The sequence below is a fragment of the Neoaquamicrobium sediminum genome, from assembly GCF_040970315.1.
GTDB lineage: Bacteria > Pseudomonadota > Alphaproteobacteria > Rhizobiales > Rhizobiaceae > Aerobium > Aerobium sediminum.
The window spans coordinates 73,045-97,653 of record NZ_JAZHFV010000001.1; the positions used below are offsets into that span (position 1 = coordinate 73,045).

Below are 24,609 nucleotides of genomic sequence, written 5' to 3' on the forward strand. Positions count from 1 at the left end.
AATGTTTGCGCTCTACGTTGCCCCCCTCTGTCCTGCCGGACATCTCCCCCACAAGGAGGGAGATCGGCTCTCAGTGCCCTCACTGCGTCTGCTGGAACGGTGGCGCTTGGCAAAAGCTTGGCGGCCGGCTGATCTCCCCCCTTGTGGGGGAGATGTCCGGCAGGACAGAGGGGGGCGCGAAGGAACACGGCCTGTCAGGTTGGTCCAATGAAAAAACTGTCTTCCTTCCGCCGCATCACCGTCAAGATCGGCTCGGCGCTGCTGGTAGACCGCGCGAAAGGATTGAAGCGCGATTGGCTCGCCTCGCTTGCCGACGACATTGGTGCGCTGGCCGCCACGGGAGCGGAGGTGCTGGTCGTATCGTCCGGCGCGATCGCACTGGGGCGCACCGTGCTGGGCTTGCAGTCGCGCACCTTGCGGCTGGAGGAAAGCCAGGCGGCGGCGGCCGTCGGCCAGATCGAGCTCGCAGGCGCGTGGGCTGAAGCGCTCGCCCGCAGGAACCTGAAATCCGGCCAGGTCCTTGTCACGCTCGGCGACACCGAGGAGCGACGCCGCTACCTCAACGCGCGCGCCACCATCTCGACGCTGCTGAAACTGGGCGCAGTGCCCGTCATCAACGAAAACGACACGGTGGCGACCAGCGAGATCCGCTACGGCGACAACGATCGCCTCGCCGCCCGCGTCGCGACCATGATGGGCGCGGACCTGCTGGTGCTCCTGTCCGACATTGACGGGCTCTACACCGCCCCGCCCGCGCTGGACCCGTCAGCGCGCTTCATCCCGCGCGTCGAGCGCATCACGCCGGAGATCGAGGCGATGGCCGGTGCCGCTGCGTCGGAGTTCTCGCGCGGCGGCATGCGCACCAAGCTCGACGCCGGCAAGATCGCGACCATTGCCGGCACGACGATGGTGATTACCGCCGGCGACAGGCTCAACCCGCTGGCGGCGATCGACGCCGGCGAGCGGGCGACCTGGTTCGACGCCGCGCCCGTGCCGGTGCGCGGCTACAAGACGTGGATTGCCGGCAATCTGGAGCCGGCCGGCCGCGTCACCGTCGATGCCGGCGCCGTCAGGGCGTTGAAATCCGGCAAATCGCTGCTGCCGGCGGGCGTCACGCTCGTTTCCGGCAGCTTTGCGCGCGGCGACACCGTGGCGATCCTCGACCCCGCCGGACACGAGATCGCGCGCGGCCTTGTTGCCTACGATGCCCCGGATGCCGTAAGGATCGCGGGCCTGAAGACGGCCGAGATAGAGGCGGTACTGGGTTACGAGGCCCGTTCCGCCATGGTGCACCGCGACGACATGGTCATGGCGCGGGCATCCGAAGTGGAGGTTGACCATGCTGAACGTGCCTGAGGCAAAGAGCGAGGACATCACCGCCCTGATGGCGGAGATCGGGCGCAGGGCCCGCGCGGCCTCCCGACCGCTTGCGCTGGCGACCGCCGAGCGCAAGCATGCCGCACTCGTCGCCATGGTCGAAGCGATCCGGCGCGGCGAGGATGCCATCCTGCAAGCCAACGCCATCGACCTCGCCAACGGAGAGGAAGCAGGGCTTTCGCCTGCGATGATGGATCGGCTGAAATTGACGCCCGACCGTATCCGCGCCCTTTCGGATGGCATCCGCACCATTGCGGAGCTGCGCGATCCGGTCGGCGACGTGATCGCCGAGTGGGACCGGCCCAACGGCCTCCACATCGAGCGCGTCAGGACGCCGCTCGGCGTCATCGGCGTGATCTATGAAAGCCGGCCCAACGTGACGGCCGATGCCGGCGCGCTGTGCCTCATGGCCGGCAATGCCGTCATCCTGCGCGGTGGCTCGGACTCGATCAATTCATCCTCCGCGATCCACGCCTGCCTGGTCCAGGGCCTCAAGGCCGCGGGCCTGCCGGCGGATGCCATTCAGCTCGTGCCGACCACGGACCGCGCGGCCGTCGGCGAGATGCTCAAGGGATTGGGCGGCAATGTCGACGTGATCGTGCCGCGCGGCGGTCGCAGCCTCGTGGAGCGCGTGCAGAACGAGGCCCGCGTGCCCGTCTTCGCGCATCTCGAAGGCATCTGCCACCTCTATATCGACCGCTCGGCCAAGCTCGACATGGCCGTGCCGCTCGCAGTCAACGCCAAGATGCGGCGCACCGGCATCTGCGGCGCCGCCGAGACGTTGCTGGTCGACCGCGCCGTCGCCCAGACGCACCTTGTGCCGATCCTGCAGGCGTTTGCCGATGCGGGTTGCGAGGTCAGGGCGACGGACGAAGTCCGCGCGGCATTTTCCGCGGCCGTGCCCGCGGCCGAAGCAGATTGGTCGACCGAATATCTGGATGCGATCATTTCGGTAAAGCTGGTCGATGGCGTAGCCGGTGCGATCGATCATATCGACACATATTCGTCGCATCATACCGAGGCGATCGTCGCGGAGGATGCCGCCACCGTCGAGCGCTTCTTCAACGAGATCGATTCGGCGATCCTGCTGCACAACGCGTCCACTCAGTTCGCCGATGGCGGCGAATTCGGAATGGGCGCGGAGATCGGCATCGCCACGGGCAGAATGCACGCGCGGGGGCCCGTGGGCGTCGAGCAACTCACCTCTTTCAAATACCGCGTGCGCGGCAACGGTCAGGTCAGGCCGTAATTGCTGGACGGCGTTTCTCCCCACCACCTGCGCATGCCTCATGTCGAGAAGCGCATGCAGGTGGGGCTGTTCGGCGGGTCATTCAATCCGCCTCATGCCGGCCATTCGCTTGTCGCCGAGATTGCGCTGCGAAGCCTGCGCCTCGATCAGCTCTGGTGGATCGTGACACCCGGCAACCCGCTGAAGGCGGGCCGCGAGATCGCACCGCTCGCCGAGCGTATAGCGCTGTCGGAGGCGATCGCCACCGACCCGCGCATCAAGGTCACGGCGTTCGAGGCCGCCTATAGCGTGCGCTACACCGCCGACACGCTGGCGCTGGTACGGGCGCGCAATCCGGGGGTCGATTTCGTCTGGATCATGGGCGCCGACAACCTCGCCGATTTCCACCGCTGGCAGCGCTGGCGTGAAATCGCACTGACGATGCCGATCGCGGTGATCGACCGCCCCGGTTCGACGCTGTCCTTCATGTCGTCGGTAATGGCCAAGACGTTCGACCATGCGCGCGTACCGGAGCGGCAGGCCGGGACGCTGGCACACATGCGCCCGCCTGCATGGACGTTCATCCACGGTCCGCGGTCCCTGTTGTCATCGACTGCGATCCGCGCCGCCCGAAAGGGCTGATCCAGAACCGGCGAAGTCTCGGACCAGACCTTTTGTGTCGCATTTACTGCGGCGCAGCGCCCGCAAGCGGGTGCAGGTTTCGCCGCATGGTCGATGCAGTGGCAACCAGCACCGAAGCTCCCCGCTCCGCGACGCTCGTCGCCGTGGCGAGCGTCATCGTGTCCATGGCCTGCGCGGCCGTCGGCAACGGGCTGATGTTCGCCTATATTCCGGTGCGCCTCGGCCTTTCGGGTTTCGACCCCACCTGGGCAGGCCTGATCCTCACCGGTCTTTCGGCCGGAGGCATCGCCGGCTGCCTGCTAACCGGCCTGCTCGTCCGCCGCGTCGGCCATGCGCGCGCGTTCATGATCTTCTCGGCGCTAATCGTGCTGTCCAATGCCTCGATCGGCGCTGGCGTCTATCCTGTCTTCTGGATCGCGGCGCGTGCACTCTACGGCTTCGCGATCTGCGGCATGTTCATCGTCGGCCAGAGCTGGCTGAACGACGCCGTGGCCAACAACGTTCGTGGCCGGGTGATGGCCATATTCTATGTCAGCTACATCGTCGGGCTCGGGGTCGGCTCGTGGCTCATGGGGCTGCTGGACATTTCCGGCGCATCGATACCGCTGATCGGCATCGCCTTCACCGCGCTGTCGATCCTGCCCGTGGGCCTGACGCGATTGCCGCCGCCCCCGCCGCCGGAGCGCGCCTCCGTCGCTTTCGCACGCGCCTGGGCAATCTCGCCGGTCGGCGTCGCCGGCATGCTGGCCGTCGGCGGGCTTTCGATGATGATTGCCGGTTTCGCGCCGATTCATGCCACGGCAAGCGGATTCAGCCAGAGCCAGGTTGCAACGCTGATGTTTGCCATGCCGCTCGGAACGCTGATATTCCAGCTTCCCTTCGGCTGGGTGTCCGACCGCATCGACCGGCGCTATGTACTTGTCGCGGCCTCGCTGCTGGTTGTCGTGGCCGGCATCGCGGCCGGCATTTTCGACGGCAGCGCGCTGCCGCTCATGATCGTCATCTACATGGTCTGGAGCGGCGCGTCGGAATCGATCTACTCGCTTTCGTCAGCCCACGCCAACGACCGCGCCACCAAGGACGATCTCGTCGCGCTCTCGAGCACCATGCTCTTTGCGTGGTCGGTCTCGGGTTTCATCGTGCCCGCACTCGGCACCGCCCTGACCGCCGTCTTCGGCACGGCCGCCTTCATGGCCATCGCCATCGTCATAGGTGCTGCCTTCAGCGTCTTCGTGGTCGTCCGTATCGCGCGGAACCCCGCGGTACCGGCCGACGAGACCGGAAGTTTCGCGCCGATGACGGCGCAGGTTCCCCTGCCTGTCGAACTCGGTTTCGACACCGAAGACACAGTCGCACCCGATACCGAAGCCCCGAATCGCCCGATGTCTTGAAACTGTTGTTCGACTCTGCCTATCTAAGGGGTGCCGGGTGCACGAATGCATGCGGCGAGCTTGTTCTTGTCGGAAAGGAAAGACACTGAGAACAGCACTGCGGAAGAAGGCGGAAATCCAGCCTTCGCCGGCCGGGATCAGCGGCAACGCCGATGCCTCCCGCGCCCTCGAAACGGTCCTTGCCAGTCTGGACGACTCAAAGGCCGAAAACATCATCTCAATCGACATACAGGGCAAGTCCAGCCTCGGCGACTACATGGTCGTCGCGTCGGGACGATCCAACCGTCACGTTTCGGCGGTGGCCGATCACCTGATCAAGGCGCTGAAGGATGCCGGTCTCGGCCTCCCCCGCGTCGAAGGCCTCGCCAATGCAGATTGGGTCCTGATCGATTCGGGCGACGTTATCGTCCACGTCTTCCGTCCGGAGGTCCGGGAATTCTACAACATCGAAAAGATGTGGCAGGCTCCCGACCTGGAGGACGAGACGCTCCACTAGCCGTCCCCGTCCGCTTAGGGCGGGGCCTGCGGGAAGGCAGGCATGCGTATAGGCGTTCACGCCGTGGGTCGAATGAAAGCCGGCCCCGAGAGGGAGTTGGTCGACCGCTATTTCGGGCGTTTCGCCAAGGCAGGCCCGTCGATCGGACTGGAATTTTCGGGGATCTCGGAAATTGCCGAAAGCCGCGCCAGAAGTGTGGACGAGCGGCGACGCGAGGAAGCCGCCTTGCTCGAGACCTATCGCGGCGACGCAGCTTTGTTCCTGCTCGACGAACGCGGCAAGAACCCCACCTCGGAGGATCTGGCCCAGCGCATCGCGCGAATACGGGATGACGGCAGGCGGCAGGCGGTGTTCGCAATCGGCGGACCTGACGGCCACGATGCCGCCTCGCGCGCTGCTGCCGACATGGTCATCTCGTTCGGCGCACAGACCTGGCCGCATCAGCTCATCCGGGTCATGCTGGCCGAACAGCTCTACCGGGTGGCGACGATCCTTGCGGGTCATCCCTATCACCGAAGCTGAACGGCGTCGGTGGATAGCCATCCGCCATCACATGGTTGATGGTTCGTTAACGAAGCCCCGCTAGCCTTCGAACTTTGATCGACATGCGAGACATGACGGGCAGGACCACACAGCTTCTCCTTGCAACGGCGCTGACGCTCTTCTTCGCAGCGGCAGGAGCCGCGCGTGCGCAGGATTCAGCCGAACTGGAGACCCGCCGCGCGGCGAGCGTCCTCGAACACGAGCGCATATCGCAGGCACTGACGCTTTCTGAGGAACGCGCCGCGGAGATCGCAGCCGAGATAGCATCCATACGCAAGGACAACGCGTCCCTTTCGGCCGCCCTCGTGCAGGCCGCCAAGACCGAGCGCAAGCTCAGCCAGGACGTTGCCGACATCGCCGCGCGCCTGGAAACACTTCAGCTTCAGGAAAACGGCTTGCGTGAATCGCTTGCCGAGCGGCGTGGCGTGCTCGCCGAGGTTCTGGGTGCCCTGCAACGCATGGGGCTGAACCCGCCGCCGGCGATCCTGGTGCGCCCGGAAGACGCGCTCGCCTCGGTGCGCAGTTCCATCCTGCTGGCTGCCGTGGTGCCTGAGCTGCGCGGCGAGACCGAGGTGCTGATCGGCGACCTCAGGGAGCTTTCACGCATTGTCGCGACCATCAAGAGCGAGCAGGCGCGCCTGCTGGCAACGATAGAGGAGCAGGCCTCCGAGCAGCGACGGCTATCACTTCTTCTTGAGGAGAAGCAGCGGCTGCAGGCGACATCGGAAGAAATGCTGGCCGCCGAAAAGAAGCGTGCCGAAGAGCTGGCGGGACAGGCCAGCTCTCTGCGCGAACTGATCGACGCCCTTGAAGGCGAGATCGAAATCGCCGCCCGACAGGCGGCCGAAGAGAACCGCATGGCCTCCCTGGGCGAAGAATCGACCGATACGCCGAACGGAACCGGCGCACGCCAGGCTTTTGAGGCCAGTACCGAGCCGTTTTCGCAGATGCAGGGGCGTGTGGTCCTGCCGGTCGCCGGCCGCGTCGCGAAACGATTCGGCGAAAGCGACGATAGCGGCTCAACATTGCAGGGGGACATGGTTGCGACACATTCAGCCGCAATCGTGACCGCACCGGTCAACGGTTCGGTGCTCTATGCCGGTCCGTTCCGCTCTTACGGCCAACTCTTGATCCTCAATGCGGGAGGCGGCTATCATATCGTTCTGGCGGGCATGGGCAGAATTAGCGTTTCACCGGGCCAATCCGTCCTCGCTGGAGAGCCGGTCGGCCTCATGGGCGAGACAAGAGTGGTGAGCGCCGTCGCCTTCGCCGAGGCAAGCGCCGGCCCGGAACTCTACGTGGAGTTCCGCAAGGAAGGAAAACCCGTCGATCCGGCCCCATGGTGGGCGGAGCGCGATTCTGGAAGGACAGGAAATGATACGTAAGTTGTCGCTTCTGCTTGCCGGCGCACTGATGGGCGCGTCCGCCATGAGCGTAGTCTACGGCGCCGGCGGAACGACGGCGAATGCGGCCGGGTCGGAAACCTATCGCCAGTTGGCGATCTTCGGCGACATCTTTGAGCGTGTGCGGGCGCAATATGTCACGCCGCCCGAGGAAAAGAAGCTGGTCGAAAGCGCCATCAACGGCATGCTGACCTCGCTCGATCCGCATTCCTCCTATCTCAACCCGGAAGCGGCGCAGGACATGCGCGTGCAGACGCGCGGAGAATTCGGCGGGCTCGGCATCGAAGTCACGATGGAAAGCGAGCTGGTCAAGGTGATCGCGCCGATCGAAGGCACCCCGGCGGAACGCGCGGGCGTGCTGGCAGGCGACCTCATCTCGGAGATCGACGGCACGGAAGTCCGCGGCATGTCGCTCAGCGATGCCGTCGACAAGATGCGTGGCGCCGTCGACACCGCAATCGAGCTGACGATCCTGCGCGAGGGCGCAACGGAGCCGATCAAGCTCAGCATCGTGCGCGACATCATCAAGGTGCGCGCGGTACGCCATCGCGTCGAGGAGAATGTCGGCTATCTGAAGATCAATTCCTTTACGGAAAAGACCTTCGACGACCTTCAGGCGGCGATCGAGGACATCAAGAGCCAGGTGCCGGCGGAAGATCTGCGCGGCTATGTGCTCGACCTTCGCCTCAACCCGGGCGGTCTGCTCGACCAGGCCGTCAGCGTGACCGATACCTTCCTGGATCGTGGCGAGATCGTATCGACGCGCGGCCGCGACCCGAAGGACATCACCCGCTTCGATTCGCGCCCTGGTGACGAGATCGACGGCAAGCCGCTGGTGATTCTCATCAATGGCGGCTCGGCCAGCGCCTCGGAAATCGTGGCCGGCGCCTTGCAGGACCACCGTCGCGCCACCGTCCTGGGCACGCAGTCCTTCGGCAAGGGATCGGTGCAGACCATCATCCCGCTGGCGGAAAACGGCGCGTTGCGGCTCACCACGGCGCTCTATTACACGCCGGCCGGAACGTCGATCCAAGGCAAGGGCATCACGCCCGACATCAAGGTCGAGCAGCCGCTGCCGGAAGAGCTTCAGGGACGCGACGTCTCGCGCGGCGAGTCGGACCTGAAGGGCCACATCAAGGGCACCGAGGAGGACGAGACCGGCTCGGGTTCGGTCGCTTATGTCCCGCCGGATCCCAAGGACGACATACAGCTTGGCTACGCGCTCGACCTGCTGCGCGGCGTCAAGACCGACCCTGCGTTCCCGCCGGATCCCGATCAGGCAGTACTGAACCAGTAGCGTATCCCGGTTCCGGCTTCCCACCGGTCCTGGCCAGTTATCCGCGTCGGCGTTCCACCTTGAACGCCGGCGCGGTTTTACGAATCGACCCGCGCAAGGACGTTCGCTGCCCGTGAACAAAGCCTCTCCCGAAAAAGACATCGACAAGCCGCTGGGCGTGGGTGGCGGGAGACGCGGTGCCAACCGGAAAACGCACCGTCGCCTGCGCGCCGGTCAGGTCGTTCTGGCACTCGCCGGTCTCTGCCTGTTCGGAGCTGCCGGCTTTATTGCCTTGGGTGACGATCCTTTCCGCACACCACAGCAGGTCGTCGTATCGACGCCCGAGCAAACGCCGGAAGCCGGAACGGCGACAGCCAGCGAAACCGCCGCTGCATATCCCGATCGTTCGCCCGCAGATGGCCCCTCGATCATCAAGGTGGAGCCGTCGGATACCGACGAGAGCAGCAATGTCGTGATCATTCGCGACCCGTCCTCGCTCGGCCAGAACCCGCGCACCGCGCATCTACCCGACAGGGCGCTGATTGAGGACACGGACATCGGCCCGCTGCCGATAAGAGCGGCCGACGGACGCCGGGCCTTCGACGTCTATGCGCGCCCGTGGTCCGGAACCCGTGGCGCCCGTGTGGCGATCGTCATCGGGGGGCTTGGCGTCTCCCAGACCGGCACACAGGAGGCGATCGCCAAGCTACCGCCGGAGGTGACGCTCGCTTTCGCCAGCGGCGGCAACAGCCTCGACCGCTGGATGCAGTCAGCCCGTCGCGAAGGCCACGAAATAGTCATGCAGGTGCCGCTGGAGCCCTTCGATTACCCGTCGGTGGATCCGGGCCGCAACACGCTGACGGTGGAGGCCGATCCGGTCGAGAACCGCGACCGGCTGCATTGGGCGCTTTCGCGCATCACCAACTACACCGGCGTGATGAACTATATGGGCGGACGCTTCGTCACCAGCGAGCCGGCGGTGACGCCCTTCTTCGGCGAACTTGCCAAGCGCGGCCTGATGTATCTCGACGACGGTTCCTCGGCGCGCAGCATCGCACCGGACACCGCGCGGCGACAGGGCGTTCCCTTTGCCGCCGTCGATATCGCGATCGATGGCGAACGGGACCGCGGCGCTATCCTCAAGAAGCTCGACGAAGCAGAGCGCACCGCGCGCGCCAAGGGGTTCGCGGTCGCGACCGGCTCGGCTTTCGAGGTTACCGTGGACGCGGTTGCCACCTGGGCCGAGGAAGCAAAACGACGGGGTATCGAGATCGTGCCGATCTCGGCAATCGCGGAAGATCCCGAGAGAGGCTGATTTCCATGACGAAGAACAAGAAGGTCGACCCCGAGAGCCTGCCCTACCGGCCTTGCGTCGGCATCATGGCGCTGAACCGAGAGGGACTGGTGTGGGCGGGCCGCCGCATCGCCTTGAGCGACAGCGAAATGGCGGGAACCGACCGGCTCTGGCAGATGCCGCAGGGCGGCATCGACAAGGGCGAGGACCCGCTCCCGGCAGCCATACGCGAGCTATACGAGGAGACCGGCATGCGTAGTGTCACCTTGCTGGCGGAAGCGCCCGACTGGATCAACTACGACCTGCCGCGCGATCTCGTCGGCATCGCGCTCAAGGGCAAATATCGCGGCCAGACACAGAAATGGTTCGCCTTCCGCTTCGACGGCGACGAGAGCGAGATCGCCATCAACCCGCCTCCCGGAGGGCACGAAGCCGAGTTCGACGCATGGGCCTGGAAGCCGATGGCCGATCTGCCCGAACTTATCGTGCCCTTCAAGCGCAAGGTCTATGACGAGGTCATAGCAGCCTTCCGGCACCTCGCCGCATAGGCCCCGCCAGTCGTCTATCGCGGTGTAGGCGCCCGTCCAGAAATCGCGGAAATGCAGCGGCATAGTCGGCGAATCCATCATCCGCCGCGTCATCAATCAGCGCTTCGGCAGGGTCGGCATAGCCGAGGTGGTCGGTGGCAGCGGCGAAACTGTACGTTTCCGGACCGGCCATTCGCCCTCAACCACCTTCGACGTAGAGCACGGTTCCGTCGCGAAACCCCTTCCAATTGCATTTAGCGATCAGTTGTCTTATTTCATAACTGATGCGATATTGCAATCGGTTTTGGAGAGCAGCATGAATGAACGGCATCGGTCGGGTTGCCCGATCAACCTCACGCTCGAGATTCTCGGCGACAAATGGAGCCTGCTGATCATTCGCGACATGATGTTCGGCAATCGCCGCCATTTCCGTGAGCTGCTGCATGGCTCCGAGGAGGGCATCGCTTCGAACATCCTGGCCGACCGGCTCAAGCGCCTGCTGGCGCAGGGTGTGATCTCCAAGCGCGACGATCCGAGCCACAAGCAGAAGGCGATCTACAGCCTGACGGAGCGTGGCGTGGAACTGCTGCCGATCTTCGCGCATATCGGCGCCTGGGGGCGACGCTACCTGCCCGTCAGCGAGGAACTGAGCATCCGGGCGCAACTTCTGGAGGAAGGCGGGCCGGTCATGTGGGAACGCTTCATGCAGGAACTGCGCGCCGAGCATATCGGCGCCGCGCGGGGTGAACAGGCCGCAGCCTCACCAACCGTGCGCGAGGAACTGCAGGCGGCCTATCAGGGCGTCATGGCCCGTAAGGCCGGCGAAGCGCAGGAAGCGTGAAGCGTGGGCGGAGCCGGGTAGCGCTTGCCTCTCCAACGTCATCCCGGCCGACCGAGTTTGCGAGGGAGAGCCGGGACCCATTGGCGCGAGATCGCGTGGCACAGCCCGGTTCAGGAGGTCGCGCCGATCATCCCCGCTGAGAAAAGCCGTCACCCGGCCGCGCTGCTCAATGGGTCCCGGCTCGGCCGTCGCTCCGCTCTCTTGGCCGGGATGACGGCAGGGAGGTTCCGTCCAGTCTTCAGTGTTGGCGACTGGCAGGAAACGTCCATGACGGCGGTATCCCGACCAACAAGCTTATGAAAGATGAGCCGGCAATGCCGGCACCCTATACGCAAAAGGCCGGCTTACGCCGGCCTTTTGAATAATGTCCCTGCTGCCAGCAATCAGGCGGGCAGGATAGCGCCTTCGAGCGTGGTGAGCTGAGCGAGAAACTGCTCGGCCTTGGTCCGGCTCTCGTCGTCCCTGGCATCGGAAACGTCTTCCTTCGCTTCCTGGATACGGCGTGCGAGGTCCGCGCGGTCGATGTCTTTCACAGCGACGGCCGATTCGGCCAGCAACGTGCAGCCTTCCGGCAGGATGTCGGCGAAGCCGCCGAACACCACGTAACGCTGCTCGGGGCCCGACACCGGCTTGACGGTGACGACGCCCGGCTTGACCGTGGTCATCACAGGCGCGTGCTTGGCCATGACCGTCATCTCGCCTTCCGTCCCCGGAATCACGACCGACTCGACCTGCTCCGAGATCAGAAGCCGCTCGGGCGAGACCAGTTCGAATTTGTAGGGTTCAGCCATGTCTCATTAGCGAGCAGGGAAGACGAACAGGGAATGGTTTTCAGAACCAATCCGCCAGAAGCCTGTTCCCTATTCGCTACTCCCTATTCGCTATTGCCCAGCTTAAGCCGCTTCCGCAGCCAGCTTCTGTGCCTTCTCGACCGCTTCCTCGATGGAGCCGACCATGTAGAAGGCCGCTTCCGGGAGGTGGTCGTATTCGCCGGCAACCAGGCCCTTGAAGCCCTTGATGGTGTCGGCGAGGTCGACGAGCTTGCCCGGCGAGCCGGTGAACACCTCGGCCACGAAGAACGGCTGCGACAGGAAGCGCTCGATCTTGCGGGCGCGGGCAACGGTCAGCTTGTCCTCTTCGGAAAGCTCGTCCATGCCCAGGATCGCGATGATGTCCTGCAGCGACTTGTAGCGCTGCAGCGTCTGCTGCACGTCGCGGGCAACCGCATAGTGCTCTTCACCGACGATCTGCGGGTCGAGCATGCGCGAGGTCGAGTCGAGCGGATCCACCGCCGGGTAGATGCCCTTCTCGGCGATCGAGCGGTTCAGCGTCGTCGTCGCGTCAAGGTGCGCGAACGAGGTTGCAGGCGCAGGGTCGGTCAAGTCATCGGCCGGCACGTAGATGGCCTGCACCGAGGTGATCGAGCCCTTCTGCGTGGTGGTGATGCGCTCCTGCAGCGCGCCCATGTCGGTGGCGAGCGTCGGCTGGTAGCCCACGGCCGAAGGAATACGGCCGAGAAGCGCCGACACTTCCGAACCCGCCTGCGTGAAGCGGAAGATGTTGTCGACGAAGAACAGCACGTCCTGGCCCTGGTCGCGGAAATACTCGGCGACCGTCAGGCCGGTGAGGCCGACGCGCGCACGCGCACCGGGCGGCTCGTTCATCTGGCCGTACACGAGTGCCGCCTTCGAGCCTTCGCCGCCGCCCTTCTTGTTGACGCCGGACTCGATGAACTCGTGATAGAGATCGTTGCCCTCGCGGGTGCGCTCGCCGACGCCGGCGAACACGGAGTAGCCGCCATGCGCCTTGGCGATGTTGTTGATCAGTTCCTGGATCAAAACGGTCTTGCCGACGCCGGCGCCGCCGAACAGGCCGATCTTGCCGCCCTTGGCGTAAGGAGCGAGAAGGTCGATGACCTTGATGCCGGTCACGAGGATCGCGGCTTCCGTCGACTGCTCGATATATTCGGGTGCGGGCGCGTGGATCGGACGCATCTCGGTCGCGTTGAGCGGCCCTTCCTCGTCGATCGCCTCGCCGATCACGTTGATGATGCGGCCCAGCATTTCGGGGCCGACCGGAACGGAGATCGCGGCGCCGGTATCAGTAACCGCCTGGCCGCGCACGAGACCCTCGGTGGAGTCCATGGCGATGCAGCGCACCGTGTTCTCACCCAGGTGCTGGGCGACTTCGAGCACAAGGCGGTTGCCCTGGTTGTCGGTCTCCAACGCGTTCAGGATCGCCGGCAGATCGCCTTCGAATGATACGTCGACGACGGCGCCGATGACCTGGCGGACCTTCCCGGTAGCACCGGTTGCCTTGACGCGGGGCGCAGCGCTGGTCTTGGTTGCCGCTGCCTTGGCCGGAGCGGCCTTGCGAGCGGCCGGAGCCTTTGCAGCAGCCGCCTTGGGCGCAGCCGCTTTGGTGGCAGCCGCCTTCGGCGCTGCTGCGGCCTTGGCGGTGCTCGCCGGGGCCTTCTTGGGGGTAGCTGCTTTAGCCATCGTGAATACCCTCTTTCGTGTTCCTGTTGTCCGTCCGGTCGCCGCGGGGGCCGCCCGGCCCCGCGCCTGTCGGCGGCTAGAGCGCTTCCGCGCCCGAAATGATCTCGATCAGTTCCTTGGTGATCTGCGCCTGGCGCTGGCGGTTGTAGGTGATCGAGAGCTTGTTGATCATGTCGCCTGCGTTGCGCGTGGCGTTGTCCATCGCCGTCATCTTCGCGCCCATCTCGCCGGCAGCATTCTCCAGCAGCGCGCGGAAGACCTGCACTGCAATGTTGCGCGGGATGAGGTCTGCGAGGATGTCGCCCGCCTCCGGCTCATACTCGTAGACGGCGCCGCCATTGGCCTCACCCTCGACCGCCGGGGCGGAAGCGGGAATGATCTGCTGCGCTGTGGGCACCTGGCTGATGACCGACTTGAACTGCGAGTAGAACAGGGTCGCGACGTCGAACCCGCCTTCGTTGAAGAGCGAGATCACCTTTTTGGCGATGCCGTCTGCATGCACGAAGCCGACCTGCTTGGCGTCACGCAGCTCGACCCGGTCGATGATCTTGTCGGCGAAGTCGCGGCGCAGGATGTCGTAGCCCTTCTTGCCGACGGTGATGATCTTCACCGTCTTGCCCTCGCTGAGCAGCTTGCGGGCGTGGTCGCGCGCAAGGCGGGCGATCTGCGAGTTGAAGCCGCCGCACAGACCGCGCTCGGCAGTTGCGACGACTAGAAGATGCACGTCGTCCTTGCCTGTACCGGCCATCAGCGGCGGCGCATCCGACGCCGAAACCGCCTGACCGATATTGGCCATCACCGCTGCCATGCGCTCCGAATAGGGGCGCGCAGCCTCGGCCGCCTCCTGAGCACGGCGCAGCTTCGCCGCGGCGACCATCTGCATCGCCTTGGTGATCTTCTGCGTCGCCTTGACCGAGGCGATGCGGTTTCGAAGGTCTTTCAGTGAAGCCATGAGGCTACCCTATCCCCTTTGTCCGGCAAGCCTCAGACGAAGTTCTTGGCGAAGGCGTCGATCTCGGCCTTGAGCTTGGCGCGCAGGTCGTCCGACAGCGCCTTCTCCTTGCGGATCGCGTCGAGCACCGCCTTGCCGTCAGAACGCATGTGTGACAGCAGGCCCTGCTCGAACTTCGACACCTGGTTGATGGCGAGGTTGTCGAGGTAGCCATTGACGCCGGCGAAGATCACCGCGACCTGCTCTTCCGTCTTCAGCGGCGAGAACTGCGGCTGCTTGAGCAACTCGGTCAGGCGCGCACCGCGGTTGAGCAGACGCTGCGTGGCAGCGTCGAGATCGGAGCCGAACTGCGCGAAGGCGGCCATCTCGCGATACTGCGCGAGTTCGCCCTTGATCGAGCCGGCAACCTGCTTCATCGCCTTGATCTGCGCGGCCGAGCCGACGCGGGACACCGACAGACCAACATTCACCGCCGGGCGAATACCCTGGAAGAACAGGTTGGTCTCGAGGAAGATCTGGCCGTCGGTGATCGAGATCACGTTGGTCGGGATGTAGGCCGACACGTCGTTGGCCTGCGTCTCGATGACCGGAAGCGCGGTCAGCGAGCCGGCCCCCATGTCGTCGTTCATCTTCGCCGCGCGCTCGAGCAGGCGGGAGTGCAGGTAGAAGACGTCGCCCGGATAGGCTTCACGGCCGGGCGGACGGCGCAGCAGCAGCGACATCTGACGGTAAGCCACGGCCTGCTTGGACAGATCGTCATAGGCGATCAGCGCATGCTTGCCGTTGTCGCGGAAATATTCGCCCATGGCGCAGCCGGAGAACGGCGCGATGTACTGCAGCGGTGCAGGATCGGAAGCGGTCGCGGCGATGATGATCGAATATTCGAGCGCGCCGCGCTCTTCCAGAACCTTCACGAGCTGCGCGACGGTGGAGCGCTTCTGGCCGACGGCGACATAGACGCAATAGAGCTTCTGGCTCTCGTCGTCGCCGTCGTTGAGCGGCTTCTGGTTGAGGAAGGTGTCGAGAATGATCGCGGTCTTGCCGGTCTGGCGGTCGCCGATGACGAGCTCGCGCTGGCCACGGCCGACCGGGATCAGGGCGTCGATGGCCTTGAGGCCGGTCGACATCGGCTCATGCACCGACTTGCGCGGGATGATGCCGGGCGCCTTGACGTCGACGCGGCGGCGCTCCTTGGCCTTGATCGGGCCCTTGCCGTCGATCGGGTTGCCGAGGGCGTCGACCACGCGCCCGAGCAGCTCGGGACCGACAGGCACGTCCACGATGGCGCCGGTGCGCTTGACGGTGTCGCCTTCCTTGATGTCACGGTCGTTGCCGAAGATAACGACGCCGACATTGTCGGCTTCGAGGTTCAGCGCCATGCCACGGATGCCGCCGGGGAACTCGACCATTTCGCCGGCCTGGACATTGTCGAGGCCGTAGACGCGGGCGATGCCGTCACCGACGGAGAGAACCTGACCGACCTCGGAAACCTCGGCCTCTTTGCCGAAATTCTTGATCTGGTCCTTGAGAATTGCGGAAATTTCCGCGGCGCGGATATCCATCAGCCGACCTCTTTCAGTGCGAGCTTAAGCGAAGCGAGTTTGGTTTTGAGCGACGTGTCGATCTGGCGCGAGCCCATCTTGACCACCATGCCGCCGAGAAGGGTGGGGTCCACCGTCAGGTTCACCGCAACGTCCTTGCCGGCCACCGTCTTGAGCGCGGCAGTCAGTTCGGAGCGCTGTGCGGCGGTGAGTTCGTGCGCCGAGGAAACCTCGGCGGCGACCTCGCCGCGCGCCTCGGCCGCGATGCGACGGAAGGCGCGGATCATGCCGGGAACGGCGAAGAGACGGCGGTTGCGCGCGACCACGCGCAGGAAATTGCCGGTAAGGCCAGTGATCTTGGCCTTGTCCACAATGGCGGAGATCGCCTTGAACTGGTCCTCGGCCGAGAACACGGGGCTCTCGATCAGTCGCCGCATATCGGCGCTGCCTTCGATCAGCGTTTCGAAGCGCGAAAGCTCGGATTCGACCTTGGCCACGGAGTTGGCTTGTGAAGCCAGTTCATGGAGCGAACCCGCATAGCGTTCGGCCACTCCGGAGATCATCGAGCCAGACTGTGCCACGGACCGTCTTTTCTCTCTGCCTGACAGGTCAGAAGATTTTCCGCTGGAGCATCGGACTCTGGCTAAATCTTTGACCTTGTTGAAATTTCTCAGCCGGAACTATGGGCTTGCCGCATCCCCCTGCCGAAAGTCGCTTGCCGTCTAGCACAGGCTTTCCCGACTCGCAACAAGGCGAAAGGTAAGGATTTGCGGCAGTTTTGTCGCAGTCAGCGCGCGAAGGTGCGAGCCTGGCGCGGAATCAGGCGATGAAGCCAACCGCAAACGACAGAGCCAGCCCCGCGAGCGCGATTTCGATCACCAGCCACAGCCAGTTATAGATCGTGTTGCCGTCGTCGGAGAGCATCGAGATGATACGGCCGAATGCCGTCAGCCCCCAGCACAGGCCGAGCGACAGGTACAGCAGCGGCTGGGCGAGCAGGATGCAGGCAAGCCCGCTGCCGAGATAGAAGCCGGACATGGTCGCCCGCGCCTCGGACACGGCCTCCGGATGCTCTGGAATGGTCTGCAAGCGCAGCGCCTTGAGCGTGAGGCCGGGCGCGAACAGCATCAACAGACCGAACACCAATGTGACGGCGGCAGCCGACCAGGCCAGCCACTCGCCCTGGCTCACCGGCCACGGAAACGCGAATTCCATGATCATCCCCTCAAATCGAATCGCGGCGCGACATTAGCGAATGCCGGAAGTGCTGTCGCGCAGGAGTGCACGATGCTGGCGCGCATGTCCTGGCACCCTCCTCACAAGAAGCTCTGCGGATCGATGTCGACCGACACGCGCACCGAACCGCGTGGCCTTTCCGCCGCCGCCACCATCGCACGGACGAAGCCCTGCATGTCGGAGCGCCTTTCGCCGTGGATCAGCAGGCGGAAGCGGTGGCGGCCCGCCACCAGCGCGAGCGGCGCCTCTGTCGGCCCCAGCACCGAAATGTCGGCGGCAGCGGGGGCAGCGCGGCGTAGGGCCCTACCGTGACTTTCGGCCTCGGCGCGCGTTGCGGCGCTGATGATGATCGCCGCGAGCCGGCCGAATGGAGGCAGCCCCGCGCGTTCGCGCTCGGCGATCTCGCGTTCGTAGAACGATTCGGCATCGCCTGAGACGAGCGCCTGCATCACCGGATGCGCGGGCTGGTAGGTCTGGATCAGGCCAAGGCTCTTGCGCCCGGTGCGGCCTGCGCGGCCGGTCACCTGGCTCAGGAGCTGGAAGGTGCGCTCGGCGGCGCGGGGGTCGCCGTTTGCAAGGCCGAGGTCAGCATCCACCACGCCCACCAGCGTCATGTTCGGGAAATTGTGCCCCTTGGCGACGAGCTGGGTGCCGATAACGATGTCGGCCTCGCCCTTTGCGATCGCGTCGAGCTCAAGCCGCAGCCGCTTCACGCCGCCCAGCATGTCGGACGACAGCACGATGGTGCGCGCGTCGGGGAAGCGTCCCACCACCTCCTCGGCGATCCGCTCCACGCCCGGCCCGCAGGCGACCAGATGGTCGAGCGCACCGCACGAGGGACAGGCTTCCGGACGCGGCTCGGTATGGGCGCAATGGTGGCAGACGAGCTGCCCGCGAAACCGGTGTTCGACCAGCCAGCTCGAACAGCTCGGGCACTGAAAGCGGTGTCCGCAGACACGGCAGAGCGTCAATGGCGCATAGCCGCGGCGGTTGAGGAAGAGCAGCGCCTGCTCGCCGCGCGCAACGGTCTTTTCCACTTGCTCCAGCAGGACCGGCGACAGGAAGCCGCCGCGCGCGGGCGGGCTGCGGCGCATGTCGATGGCGCGCAGGTCGGGCATCGCGGCTTCCGCGAAACGGGCCGGCAGCATGACGCGCTCGTATCGCCCCTGATCGGCGTTGACGCGGCTCTCCACGGCCGGCGTTGCAGATGCCAGCACCACGGGAAAGCCCCCGATATGGCCGCGTACCACGGCCATGTCGCGCGCCGAGTAATAGACACGGTCCTCCTGTTTGTAGGCAGGGTCGTGCTCCTCGTCGACGACGATCAGCCCGAGATCGTTGAACGGCAGGAAAAGTGCCGAGCGCGCGCCGGCCACCACCCGCACCCGGCCCTCCGCAACCTGCCGCCAGACGCGCTCCCGCATCCTCGGCGACAGATCGGAATGCCATTCGGCAGGCTTGGCGCCGAAGCGATCGTGAAAGCGGTCGAGGAAGGCCGCCGTCAGCGCAATTTCGGGCACCAGCACCAGTACCTGCCGGCCAGCCTCCACAGCCGCCGCGATCGCCTCGAAATAGACCTCCGTCTTGCCCGAGCCGGTCACGCCGTCGAGCAGCGTCACGGAAAAGCCGCCGCCTGCCTTGTCGCGCAACGTGCCCGCTGCGTCCCGCTGGTCGGGCGTCAGGTCGGCCGCCCCATAGGTTGGGTCAGGGGCTGCAACGACCGGCGGTGGCGGGATCTTGACGGTCTCGAACAGACCCTGTGCCTTGAGCCCGTCGACAACAGTGAGCGAAACCCCCGCCGCATGCGCCAGGCCTGAACGCGTCCACGCCATGCCGTCGCGCGCCAGTTCCAGCACGCGAGCCCGCGCCGCCGTCGCTCGCTCGGGTTCGCCGCCGGCAAAGACCAGCCCTTCCAGCGGCGGCTCGGGGTCGAATGCGGCTGGCGCGCGCAGGAACATGCGGGCGACCATGCCGGGTGGCGACAGCGTGTAGGCCGCCACCCAGTCGACGAACCGGCGGTCGGCTTCCGCCAGCGGCGGACAGTCGAACACCTCGCTGATCGGCCGCAGCTTCTTCGCATCCACCCTATCGGTCGGCGTGTCCCAGACGATGCCCGCCACCTCGCGCGGACCGAGCGGCACGCGCACGATCGACCCCGGGCCGATAACCATGCCATCGGGCACCGCATAGGAATAGGGTCGCTCCGCCGGCATCGGCACCAGCACGGGAACGATTCTGTTTCTGGACGAATCTTCGCTCATCGGACGTGACCTTGCCCGCTTCGTGCGTTAGAGCAAGGGCCAATGCGAAGCGACGGCGCCACCGTCGCGAGACTGTCAGGGAAAGAGACCATGAAGTTCTTCGTCGATACCGCCGATGTGAAGGAAATCCGCGAGCTCAACGATTTGGGCCTTCTGGATGGCGTAACCACCAACCCTTCGCTCATCCTCAAATCGGGCGGCAACATCACGGAAGTCACCAAAGAAATCTGCTCGATCGTCGAAGGCCCCGTCTCTGCCGAGGTCGTGGCGACCGAATACAACGAGATGATGCGCGAAGCCGACGTGCTGTCGAAAATCGCCGACAACATCTGCATCAAGGTGCCGCTGACGCTCGACGGGCTAAAGGCCTGCAAAGCGATCACCTCCGGCGGCCGCCTCGTCAACGTCACGCTGTGCTTCTCGGCCAATCAGGCACTGCTGGCTGCCAAGGCGGGTGCGACCTTCATCTCGCCCTTCATCGGCCGCATCGACGACATGGGTGTCGACGGCATGGAGCTGATCTCCGAGATCCGCACCATCTACGACAATTACGGCTTCAACACCGAGATCCTCGCCGCCTCCATCCGCACCGTGAACCACGTCAAGCAGGCCGCCCTGATCGGCGCGGACGTCGCCACCGTACCGCCGACGACTCTGAAGGCGCTGGTCAAGCACCCGCTGACCGACAAGGGCCTGGAAGCCTTCCTCGCCGACTGGGCAAAGACCGGCCAGAAGATCGGCTGAGCCGGTTAGCTAGGGATTATGATCGCGTGAAGATGGCGGCCGGGTCGGCCGCCATTTTTTCGACCGTGTGCTGCTGCAGCAGCGCGGCGACCTCGCCCGGCTCGCCATCGAGCAGATCGGGCGCGATCGGCTTGCCGATGGTGATGCGGAAAGCGTCCTGCTTCTTGTTCAGCAGTTCGTGAAAGACCGTCATGTCACGCAGTTCGGTCGAATATTTCGACAGAAGGTAGAACAGGCCGGAATTGCGCGCCGTGAGGCGGGCCGGGACGACCGGGACGCCGAACCGCCGGGCAAGTGCGACCACCGATCCCTGCCACGGCCGTTCGGTCAGCTTGCCTTCGTTCCAGTAGGCGATACGCCCGGAAGGGAACAGCACCACGGCCTTGCCGTCGCCGAAGGCGCGCGCCGTCATGGCGAGCGTGTCGCGGCTCTTGGAGTGCGACTTCTCGCCCTGGCGCCATTCAACCGGGATAATCAGGTCGCGGAAGCCCGCCGCCACGCGCAGCGCATCGCGGTTGGCGAAAATCGCCATATCGGGTCGGCACCCCTTCAGCAGGTCGAAGACCGCGATGCCGTCGGCGATGCCGGTCGGATGGCTAGGCGCCAGAATGAACGCGCCCTCTTTCGGCAGGTTTTCGGTGCCGGTCGCCGTAACGTCCAGCGAAAGCAGGCGACTCAGATAGTCGAACGCGTCCCAGCCGGACATCGGACCGATGTCGTTCGCCATGGACACGGCCTGCCGGTAGTGAAAGGTGCGATAGATGATCGGCCGCAGGACCGGCCAGAGTGGACTGCGGGAAAGCCGGGTCGCGCGCTCGGCGATAAGCTGATCGACGATATGCTTCACTTGCGAACCGGCTCGTTCGTTCTCAAGCGCTGAGACCACTGAACCGGGCATCGACCTGAATTCCATTGGCAACCACTCCGTCGGGCCATGACTGGCTTAGGAAAGTGACAGCGCAGTGACAGGCCGAACTCTCCCACAACCTGAAACGCCGTGCATCGGGAAAGGTTCCATCTCGTTTTGAAGCCCGTTCACGGCTGGCCCTACAATTCCTCGGATTCGTCCTGCCCCAGCTTCTGGGCTTCCTCGGGACTTACGGGAACGTCTGCCGGCGCAACCTTGGAGGTGGATTGCTCCAGCTCCTGGGCAAGCGCCAGACGCAGCACTTCGGCGAGCTCGCGCGATGCCCTGTCTTCGGCGTTGCGGACGGCCCTGAGTGCTGCGAATTCCTGCCGCGGAATATCGTATGGCGCCTGAACGGAGCGCGTACCGGCTGAAATACGTTCGCCATTGCTGGAATCGGTTAGCACATACGAGCCCTGAACGGTGACGATGCCCGATGTCGGGTCGAGGTTCACGCGGCTCGTGTTGATCGAACTCGCGCGCGCGTCGGTCACGCGTACGGAAAGCTGCACCTTGTAGGCGGGCGATGCCGGCTGGCCCTTTCCGCCGCCGAGCAGGAAGATGAGATGGTTGCGCACTTCCTGGCCGACGCGGTCGTCCACCGGCGCGATCTCGATCGATTCGAGCCGCGCGGATGCGAAGGCCTGCGGCCCGGTCGCAGAAGTCACGTCGCCATAAAGCGGGCGGACAGTGCAGCCGGCGACAACCACCAGACCCAGAACGGAAACCAGGGTCAGAAACCGCTTCCGCAGGCCGGGCGTGCGGTGCGCGTGTCCCAGATCAGATGACGACATTGACGATCCTCTGCGGCACAACGATCACCTTGCGCGGCTGCTTTCCCTCGAGCGCAGCACGCACCACATCCAGCGCAAGCGCTGCTTCCTCGACGGCAGATTGATCCGCGTTTCGCGCGATTGTCAAATCGCCGCGCTTCTTGCCGTTGATCTGAACGGGCAGCACGATTTCGTCGTCGACGACCAGCGCGGGGTCGAATTCCGGCCATGGCTGATTCGCCGCCAGACCCTCGCCGCCCAGCGCCGCCCAGCACTCCTCGGCCAGATGCGGCATCATCGGCGCGATCATCCGCACCAGCGCCTCGACCGCCTCGCGTAGCGCCGCCTTGGTGGTCGCGTCGGCTGCGCCGGCACCCGCGACCTGCGGCGAAAGCACATTGACCAGCTCGTAAAGCCGCGCGACCGCCTTGTTGAAGCCGAGCTTCTCGATGTCCTCTCCGACAGCCTTCACCGTCTTGTGGACGGCCTTCGAGGTTGAAGCCGCGTTCCCTTCGCGTGCGGGCTCAGGCGACACACCAGCCAGCGCGGGTGCGATCTCGGAAATCAGTCGCCACACGCGCTGCACGAAGCGGTGCGCGCCTTCGACGCCGGCTTCCGTCCAGATCACATCGCGCTCGGGCGGCGAATCCGACAGCATGAACCAGCGCGCCGTATCGGCTCCGTAGCCGGCGATGATGTCGTCCGGATCGACGACATTCTTCTTCGACTTCGACATCTTCTCGATCGGCCCGATCGTGACGTCTTCGCCGGAAGTGATCATGCTGGCGCGCCGCGTCCCATCGGTCTCGTCGACCTTCACCTCCGCCGGCGTCACCCAGGTTCCGTTGGCGCCGCTGCCCAGCCTGTAGGTCTCGTGAACCACCATGCCCTGCGTGAACAGGCCCTGGAATGGCTCCTCCACGCTGTTGAGGTGGCCGGTAACCTTCATCGCCCGCGCGAAGAAGCGCGAATAGAGCAGGTGCAGGATCGCGTGCTCGATGCCGCCGATATACTGGTTGACCGGCAGCCACCCGTTCGGCCCGTCCACATAGGCGAGGTCCGTCGGCTGGGCCTCGTCCCAGGGATCGGTGAAACGCGCAAAATACCAGGACGAGTCGACAAACGTATCCATCGTGTCGGTGTCGCGCCGGGCATCCTTGCCACAGTTCGGACAGGCAGCATGCTTCCAGGTCGGATGATGGTCGAGCGGATTGCCAGGCTTGTCGAACGAAACGTCGTCCGGTAACCGCACCGGCAACTGGTCGGCGGGAACCGGCACCGCACCGCAGTCGTCGCAGTGGACGACCGGGATCGGACAACCCCAGTAGCGCTGCCGCGAAATCAGCCAGTCGCGCAGGCGGAACTGCACTTTGCGCTCGCCCTGTGGCCGCCCGCCGATGGTCACGCCCGACAGACGTTGCGCCACCTCGTCGAAGGCTTCTGCCGGCTTCATCCCGTCGAGGAAGCGCGAGTTGATCATCACGCCGTCGTCGGTGAAGGCTTCCTCGGTGATCTGGAACGTCGCCGCGTCGGCGCCTTCCGGCATCACGACTGGCACAACCGGCAGGCCATATTTGTTGGCGAAGTCGAGGTCGCGCTGGTCGCCCGAGGGACAGCCGAAGATCGCCCCGGTGCCGTAGTCCATCAGCACGAAATTGGCGACATAGACCGGCAGCGTCCAGCTCTCGTCGAACGGATGCACGACGCGGATACCGGTGTCGAAACCCTTCTTCTCGGCGGTCTCGATTTCCGCCGCCGACGTGCCGGAGCGTTTGATCTCCTCGATGAAGGAAGCCAGCCTCGGATTGTTCTCGGCCGCCTTCTTCGCCAGCGGATGGTCCGCCGCGATCGCCATGAACGAGGCGCCGAAGATCGTGTCCGGCCGCGTCGTATAGACTTCCAGTTCGCTCTCGCCCGCGGGCGCCGAGGCAGGGTCCAGCTTCCACCGGATCTGCAGGCCTTCGGAGCGGCCGATCCAGTTGGACTGCATCAGCTTCACCTTCTCGGGCCAGCGCGGCAGCGTCTCAAGCCCGTCGAGCAGCTCCTGCGCCATCGAGGTGATCTTGAAGAACCATTGCGTCAGGTCGCGCTGCTCCACGGGCGCGCCCGAGCGCCAGCCCCGGCCGTCGATCACCTGCTCGTTGGCGAGCACGGTCATGTCGACCGGGTCCCAGTTGACCTTGGCGTTGCGGCGCTCGACCAGACCGGCCTTCCAGAAGTCCAGGAACATCTTCTGCTGGTGGCGGTAGTAGGACGGGTCGCAGGTCGCAAACTCGCGCGCCCAATCGAGCGACAGGCCCATCGTCTTCAACTGGCCCTTCATCGTCTCGATGTTGGCGTAGGTCCAGTCGCGCGGGTTGACCTTGTTGTCGCGTGCCGCGTTTTCCGCCGGCAGGCCGAAGGCGTCCCAGCCCATCGGATGCAGGACGTTGAAGCCCTTCGCGCGCTTGTAGCGCGCGACCACATCGCCCATGGCATAGTTGCGGACATGGCCCATATGGATGCGGCCCGACGGGTACGGGAACATCTCAAGCACGTAATACTTCTCGCCCGGCGCGTCGTTCTTCGTCTCGAAGAGCTTCGCATAGTCCCAGGCCTTCTGCCATTTGGGCTCTGATGCGCGGGGATTGTATCGTTCGGTTGCCATGTCCGGAATTTCACCTAAAAGACGCTGGGATT

22 protein-coding genes are annotated in these 24,609 nt (G+C 65.0%); 12 read left to right on the forward strand and 10 right to left on the reverse strand.

What is annotated here, in order from left to right; genetic code table 11:
* The first annotated feature begins 207 nt into the window (after window positions 1-207).
* The 11 genes from proB to V1479_RS00425 all read left to right on the forward strand — a co-directional run bounded on the left by proB (window position 208) and on the right by V1479_RS00425 (window position 11,018).
* Entirely contained in the window at window positions 208-1,356 is a 1,149-nt protein-coding gene (gene proB, locus V1479_RS00375; RefSeq protein WP_368801184.1) for a glutamate 5-kinase, read from the forward strand.
* The gene (locus V1479_RS00380; protein WP_368801185.1) at window positions 1,340-2,626 is read left to right on the forward strand and encodes a glutamate-5-semialdehyde dehydrogenase; all 1,287 of its coding nucleotides are present in this window, start codon (window positions 1,340-1,342) and stop codon (window positions 2,624-2,626) included. The genes proB and V1479_RS00380 overlap by 17 nt, the downstream gene beginning before the upstream one ends.
* 33 nt (window positions 2,627-2,659) lie before the next feature.
* Window positions 2,660-3,247, forward strand: a complete 588-nt coding sequence (locus V1479_RS00385; protein ID WP_368801962.1) for a nicotinate-nucleotide adenylyltransferase — start codon at window positions 2,660-2,662, stop codon at window positions 3,245-3,247.
* Window positions 3,248-3,333: 86 nt separating this feature from the next.
* A complete protein-coding gene (locus tag V1479_RS00390; RefSeq protein ID WP_368801186.1) occupies window positions 3,334-4,638 on the forward strand; it encodes an MFS transporter in 1,305 nt (434 codons plus the stop codon).
* Window positions 4,639-4,687: 49 nt separating this feature from the next.
* Window positions 4,688-5,134, forward strand: coding sequence for a ribosome silencing factor (gene rsfS, locus V1479_RS00395; protein ID WP_368801187.1), 447 nt, complete (start codon window positions 4,688-4,690; stop codon window positions 5,132-5,134).
* A gap of 42 nt (window positions 5,135-5,176) precedes the next feature.
* Window positions 5,177-5,656 (forward strand): 23S rRNA (pseudouridine(1915)-N(3))-methyltransferase RlmH, encoded by a 480-nt coding sequence (gene rlmH, locus V1479_RS00400; protein ID WP_368801188.1) that lies wholly within the window; start codon window positions 5,177-5,179, stop codon window positions 5,654-5,656.
* 92 nt (window positions 5,657-5,748) lie between these two features.
* Window positions 5,749-7,062 carry a murein hydrolase activator EnvC family protein gene (locus tag V1479_RS00405; protein WP_368801189.1) on the forward strand — a complete coding sequence of 438 codons (1,314 nt, stop codon included), beginning with the start codon at window positions 5,749-5,751 and terminating at the stop codon, window positions 7,060-7,062.
* A complete protein-coding gene (locus V1479_RS00410) occupies window positions 7,052-8,377 on the forward strand; it encodes a S41 family peptidase (RefSeq protein WP_368801190.1) in 1,326 nt (441 codons plus the stop codon). Before V1479_RS00405 ends, V1479_RS00410 begins: the two co-directional genes overlap by 11 nt.
* Window positions 8,378-8,489: 112 nt before the next feature.
* The gene (locus tag V1479_RS00415; protein ID WP_368801191.1) at window positions 8,490-9,671 is read left to right on the forward strand and encodes a divergent polysaccharide deacetylase family protein; all 1,182 of its coding nucleotides are present in this window, start codon (window positions 8,490-8,492) and stop codon (window positions 9,669-9,671) included.
* Between the two features lie 5 nt (window positions 9,672-9,676).
* Window positions 9,677-10,198: an RNA pyrophosphohydrolase gene (locus V1479_RS00420; RefSeq protein ID WP_368801192.1), complete on the forward strand. Its 522-nt coding sequence runs from the start codon at window positions 9,677-9,679 to the stop codon at window positions 10,196-10,198.
* A gap of 295 nt (window positions 10,199-10,493) precedes the next feature.
* The gene (locus tag V1479_RS00425) at window positions 10,494-11,018 is read left to right on the forward strand and encodes a winged helix-turn-helix transcriptional regulator (protein ID WP_368801193.1); all 525 of its coding nucleotides are present in this window, start codon (window positions 10,494-10,496) and stop codon (window positions 11,016-11,018) included.
* A 383-nt stretch (window positions 11,019-11,401) separates the two neighbouring features.
* Here V1479_RS00425 and V1479_RS00430 read toward each other — a convergent pair whose 3' ends face one another.
* The 7 genes from V1479_RS00430 to V1479_RS00460 form a co-directional block, all read right to left on the reverse strand.
* Window positions 11,402-11,809, reverse strand: coding sequence for a F0F1 ATP synthase subunit epsilon (locus tag V1479_RS00430; RefSeq protein WP_368801194.1), 408 nt, complete (start codon window positions 11,807-11,809; stop codon window positions 11,402-11,404).
* A 102-nt stretch (window positions 11,810-11,911) separates the two neighbouring features.
* Window positions 11,912-13,516, reverse strand: a complete 1,605-nt coding sequence (gene atpD / locus V1479_RS00435; RefSeq protein WP_368801195.1) for a F0F1 ATP synthase subunit beta — start codon at window positions 13,514-13,516, stop codon at window positions 11,912-11,914.
* Window positions 13,517-13,592: 76 nt separating this feature from the next.
* Window positions 13,593-14,468 (reverse strand): F0F1 ATP synthase subunit gamma, encoded by an 876-nt coding sequence (locus tag V1479_RS00440; RefSeq protein ID WP_368801196.1) that lies wholly within the window; start codon window positions 14,466-14,468, stop codon window positions 13,593-13,595.
* A gap of 32 nt (window positions 14,469-14,500) precedes the next feature.
* Window positions 14,501-16,030, reverse strand: coding sequence for a F0F1 ATP synthase subunit alpha (gene atpA / locus V1479_RS00445; RefSeq protein ID WP_173189020.1), 1,530 nt, complete (start codon window positions 16,028-16,030; stop codon window positions 14,501-14,503).
* Window positions 16,030-16,572, reverse strand: coding sequence for a F0F1 ATP synthase subunit delta (locus V1479_RS00450; RefSeq protein WP_438620490.1), 543 nt, complete (start codon window positions 16,570-16,572; stop codon window positions 16,030-16,032). The genes atpA and V1479_RS00450 overlap by 1 nt, the downstream gene beginning before the upstream one ends.
* Window positions 16,573-16,828: 256 nt before the next feature.
* Entirely contained in the window at window positions 16,829-17,224 is a 396-nt protein-coding gene (locus V1479_RS00455) for an AGROH133_08824 family phage infection protein (protein WP_368801198.1), read from the reverse strand.
* Between the two features lie 101 nt (window positions 17,225-17,325).
* Window positions 17,326-19,506: a primosomal protein N' gene (locus tag V1479_RS00460; protein ID WP_368801199.1), complete on the reverse strand. Its 2,181-nt coding sequence runs from the start codon at window positions 19,504-19,506 to the stop codon at window positions 17,326-17,328.
* Window positions 19,507-19,596: 90 nt separating this feature from the next.
* Between V1479_RS00460 and fsa the strand changes: the two genes are divergently transcribed.
* A complete protein-coding gene (gene fsa / locus V1479_RS00465; RefSeq protein WP_368801200.1) occupies window positions 19,597-20,250 on the forward strand; it encodes a fructose-6-phosphate aldolase in 654 nt (217 codons plus the stop codon).
* Between the two features lie 16 nt (window positions 20,251-20,266).
* On the opposite strand, the gene V1479_RS00470 is transcribed toward fsa, so the two are convergent.
* The 3 genes from V1479_RS00470 to leuS form a co-directional block, all read right to left on the reverse strand.
* Window positions 20,267-21,163 carry a GNAT family N-acetyltransferase gene (locus V1479_RS00470; RefSeq protein ID WP_379014132.1) on the reverse strand — a complete coding sequence of 299 codons (897 nt, stop codon included), beginning with the start codon at window positions 21,161-21,163 and terminating at the stop codon, window positions 20,267-20,269.
* Window positions 21,164-21,297: 134 nt separating this feature from the next.
* Entirely contained in the window at window positions 21,298-21,951 is a 654-nt protein-coding gene (locus tag V1479_RS00475) for a hypothetical protein (RefSeq protein WP_368801201.1), read from the reverse strand.
* A complete protein-coding gene (leuS, locus tag V1479_RS00480; RefSeq protein WP_368801202.1) occupies window positions 21,938-24,577 on the reverse strand; it encodes a leucine--tRNA ligase in 2,640 nt (879 codons plus the stop codon). Before leuS ends, V1479_RS00475 begins: the two co-directional genes overlap by 14 nt.
* Window positions 24,578-24,609: the final 32 nt, after the last annotated feature.

Excerpts from the sequence above, each read along its gene's own strand:
- proB (WP_368801184.1), top strand. The coding sequence starts at position 208 with ATGAAAAAACTGTCTTCCTTCCGCCGCATCACCGTCAAGATCGGCTCG.
- V1479_RS00380 (WP_368801185.1), top strand. The coding sequence starts at position 1,340 with ATGCTGAACGTGCCTGAGGCAAAGAGCGAGGACATCACCGCCCTGATG.
- V1479_RS00385 (WP_368801962.1), top strand. The coding sequence starts at position 2,660 with ATGCCTCATGTCGAGAAGCGCATGCAGGTGGGGCTGTTCGGCGGGTCA.
- V1479_RS00390 (WP_368801186.1), top strand. The coding sequence starts at position 3,334 with ATGGTCGATGCAGTGGCAACCAGCACCGAAGCTCCCCGCTCCGCGACG.
- rsfS (WP_368801187.1), top strand. The coding sequence starts at position 4,688 with ATGCGGCGAGCTTGTTCTTGTCGGAAAGGAAAGACACTGAGAACAGCA.
- rlmH (WP_368801188.1), top strand. The coding sequence starts at position 5,177 with ATGCGTATAGGCGTTCACGCCGTGGGTCGAATGAAAGCCGGCCCCGAG.
- V1479_RS00405 (WP_368801189.1), top strand. The coding sequence starts at position 5,749 with ATGACGGGCAGGACCACACAGCTTCTCCTTGCAACGGCGCTGACGCTC.
- V1479_RS00410 (WP_368801190.1), top strand. The coding sequence starts at position 7,052 with ATGATACGTAAGTTGTCGCTTCTGCTTGCCGGCGCACTGATGGGCGCG.
- V1479_RS00420 (WP_368801192.1), top strand. The coding sequence starts at position 9,677 with ATGACGAAGAACAAGAAGGTCGACCCCGAGAGCCTGCCCTACCGGCCT.
- V1479_RS00425 (WP_368801193.1), top strand. The coding sequence starts at position 10,494 with ATGAATGAACGGCATCGGTCGGGTTGCCCGATCAACCTCACGCTCGAG.
- V1479_RS00430 (WP_368801194.1), bottom strand. The coding sequence starts at position 11,809 with ATGGCTGAACCCTACAAATTCGAACTGGTCTCGCCCGAGCGGCTTCTG.
- atpD (WP_368801195.1), bottom strand. The coding sequence starts at position 13,516 with ATGGCTAAAGCAGCTACCCCCAAGAAGGCCCCGGCGAGCACCGCCAAG.
- V1479_RS00440 (WP_368801196.1), bottom strand. The coding sequence starts at position 14,468 with ATGGCTTCACTGAAAGACCTTCGAAACCGCATCGCCTCGGTCAAGGCG.
- atpA (WP_173189020.1), bottom strand. The coding sequence starts at position 16,030 with ATGGATATCCGCGCCGCGGAAATTTCCGCAATTCTCAAGGACCAGATC.
- V1479_RS00450 (WP_438620490.1), bottom strand. The coding sequence starts at position 16,572 with ATGATCTCCGGAGTGGCCGAACGCTATGCGGGTTCGCTCCATGAACTG.
- V1479_RS00455 (WP_368801198.1), bottom strand. The coding sequence starts at position 17,224 with ATGGAATTCGCGTTTCCGTGGCCGGTGAGCCAGGGCGAGTGGCTGGCC.
- V1479_RS00460 (WP_368801199.1), bottom strand. The coding sequence starts at position 19,506 with ATGAGCGAAGATTCGTCCAGAAACAGAATCGTTCCCGTGCTGGTGCCG.
- fsa (WP_368801200.1), top strand. The coding sequence starts at position 19,597 with ATGAAGTTCTTCGTCGATACCGCCGATGTGAAGGAAATCCGCGAGCTC.
- V1479_RS00470 (WP_379014132.1), bottom strand. The coding sequence starts at position 21,163 with ATGGAATTCAGGTCGATGCCCGGTTCAGTGGTCTCAGCGCTTGAGAAC.
- V1479_RS00475 (WP_368801201.1), bottom strand. The coding sequence starts at position 21,951 with ATGTCGTCATCTGATCTGGGACACGCGCACCGCACGCCCGGCCTGCGG.
- leuS (WP_368801202.1), bottom strand. The coding sequence starts at position 24,577 with ATGGCAACCGAACGATACAATCCCCGCGCATCAGAGCCCAAATGGCAG.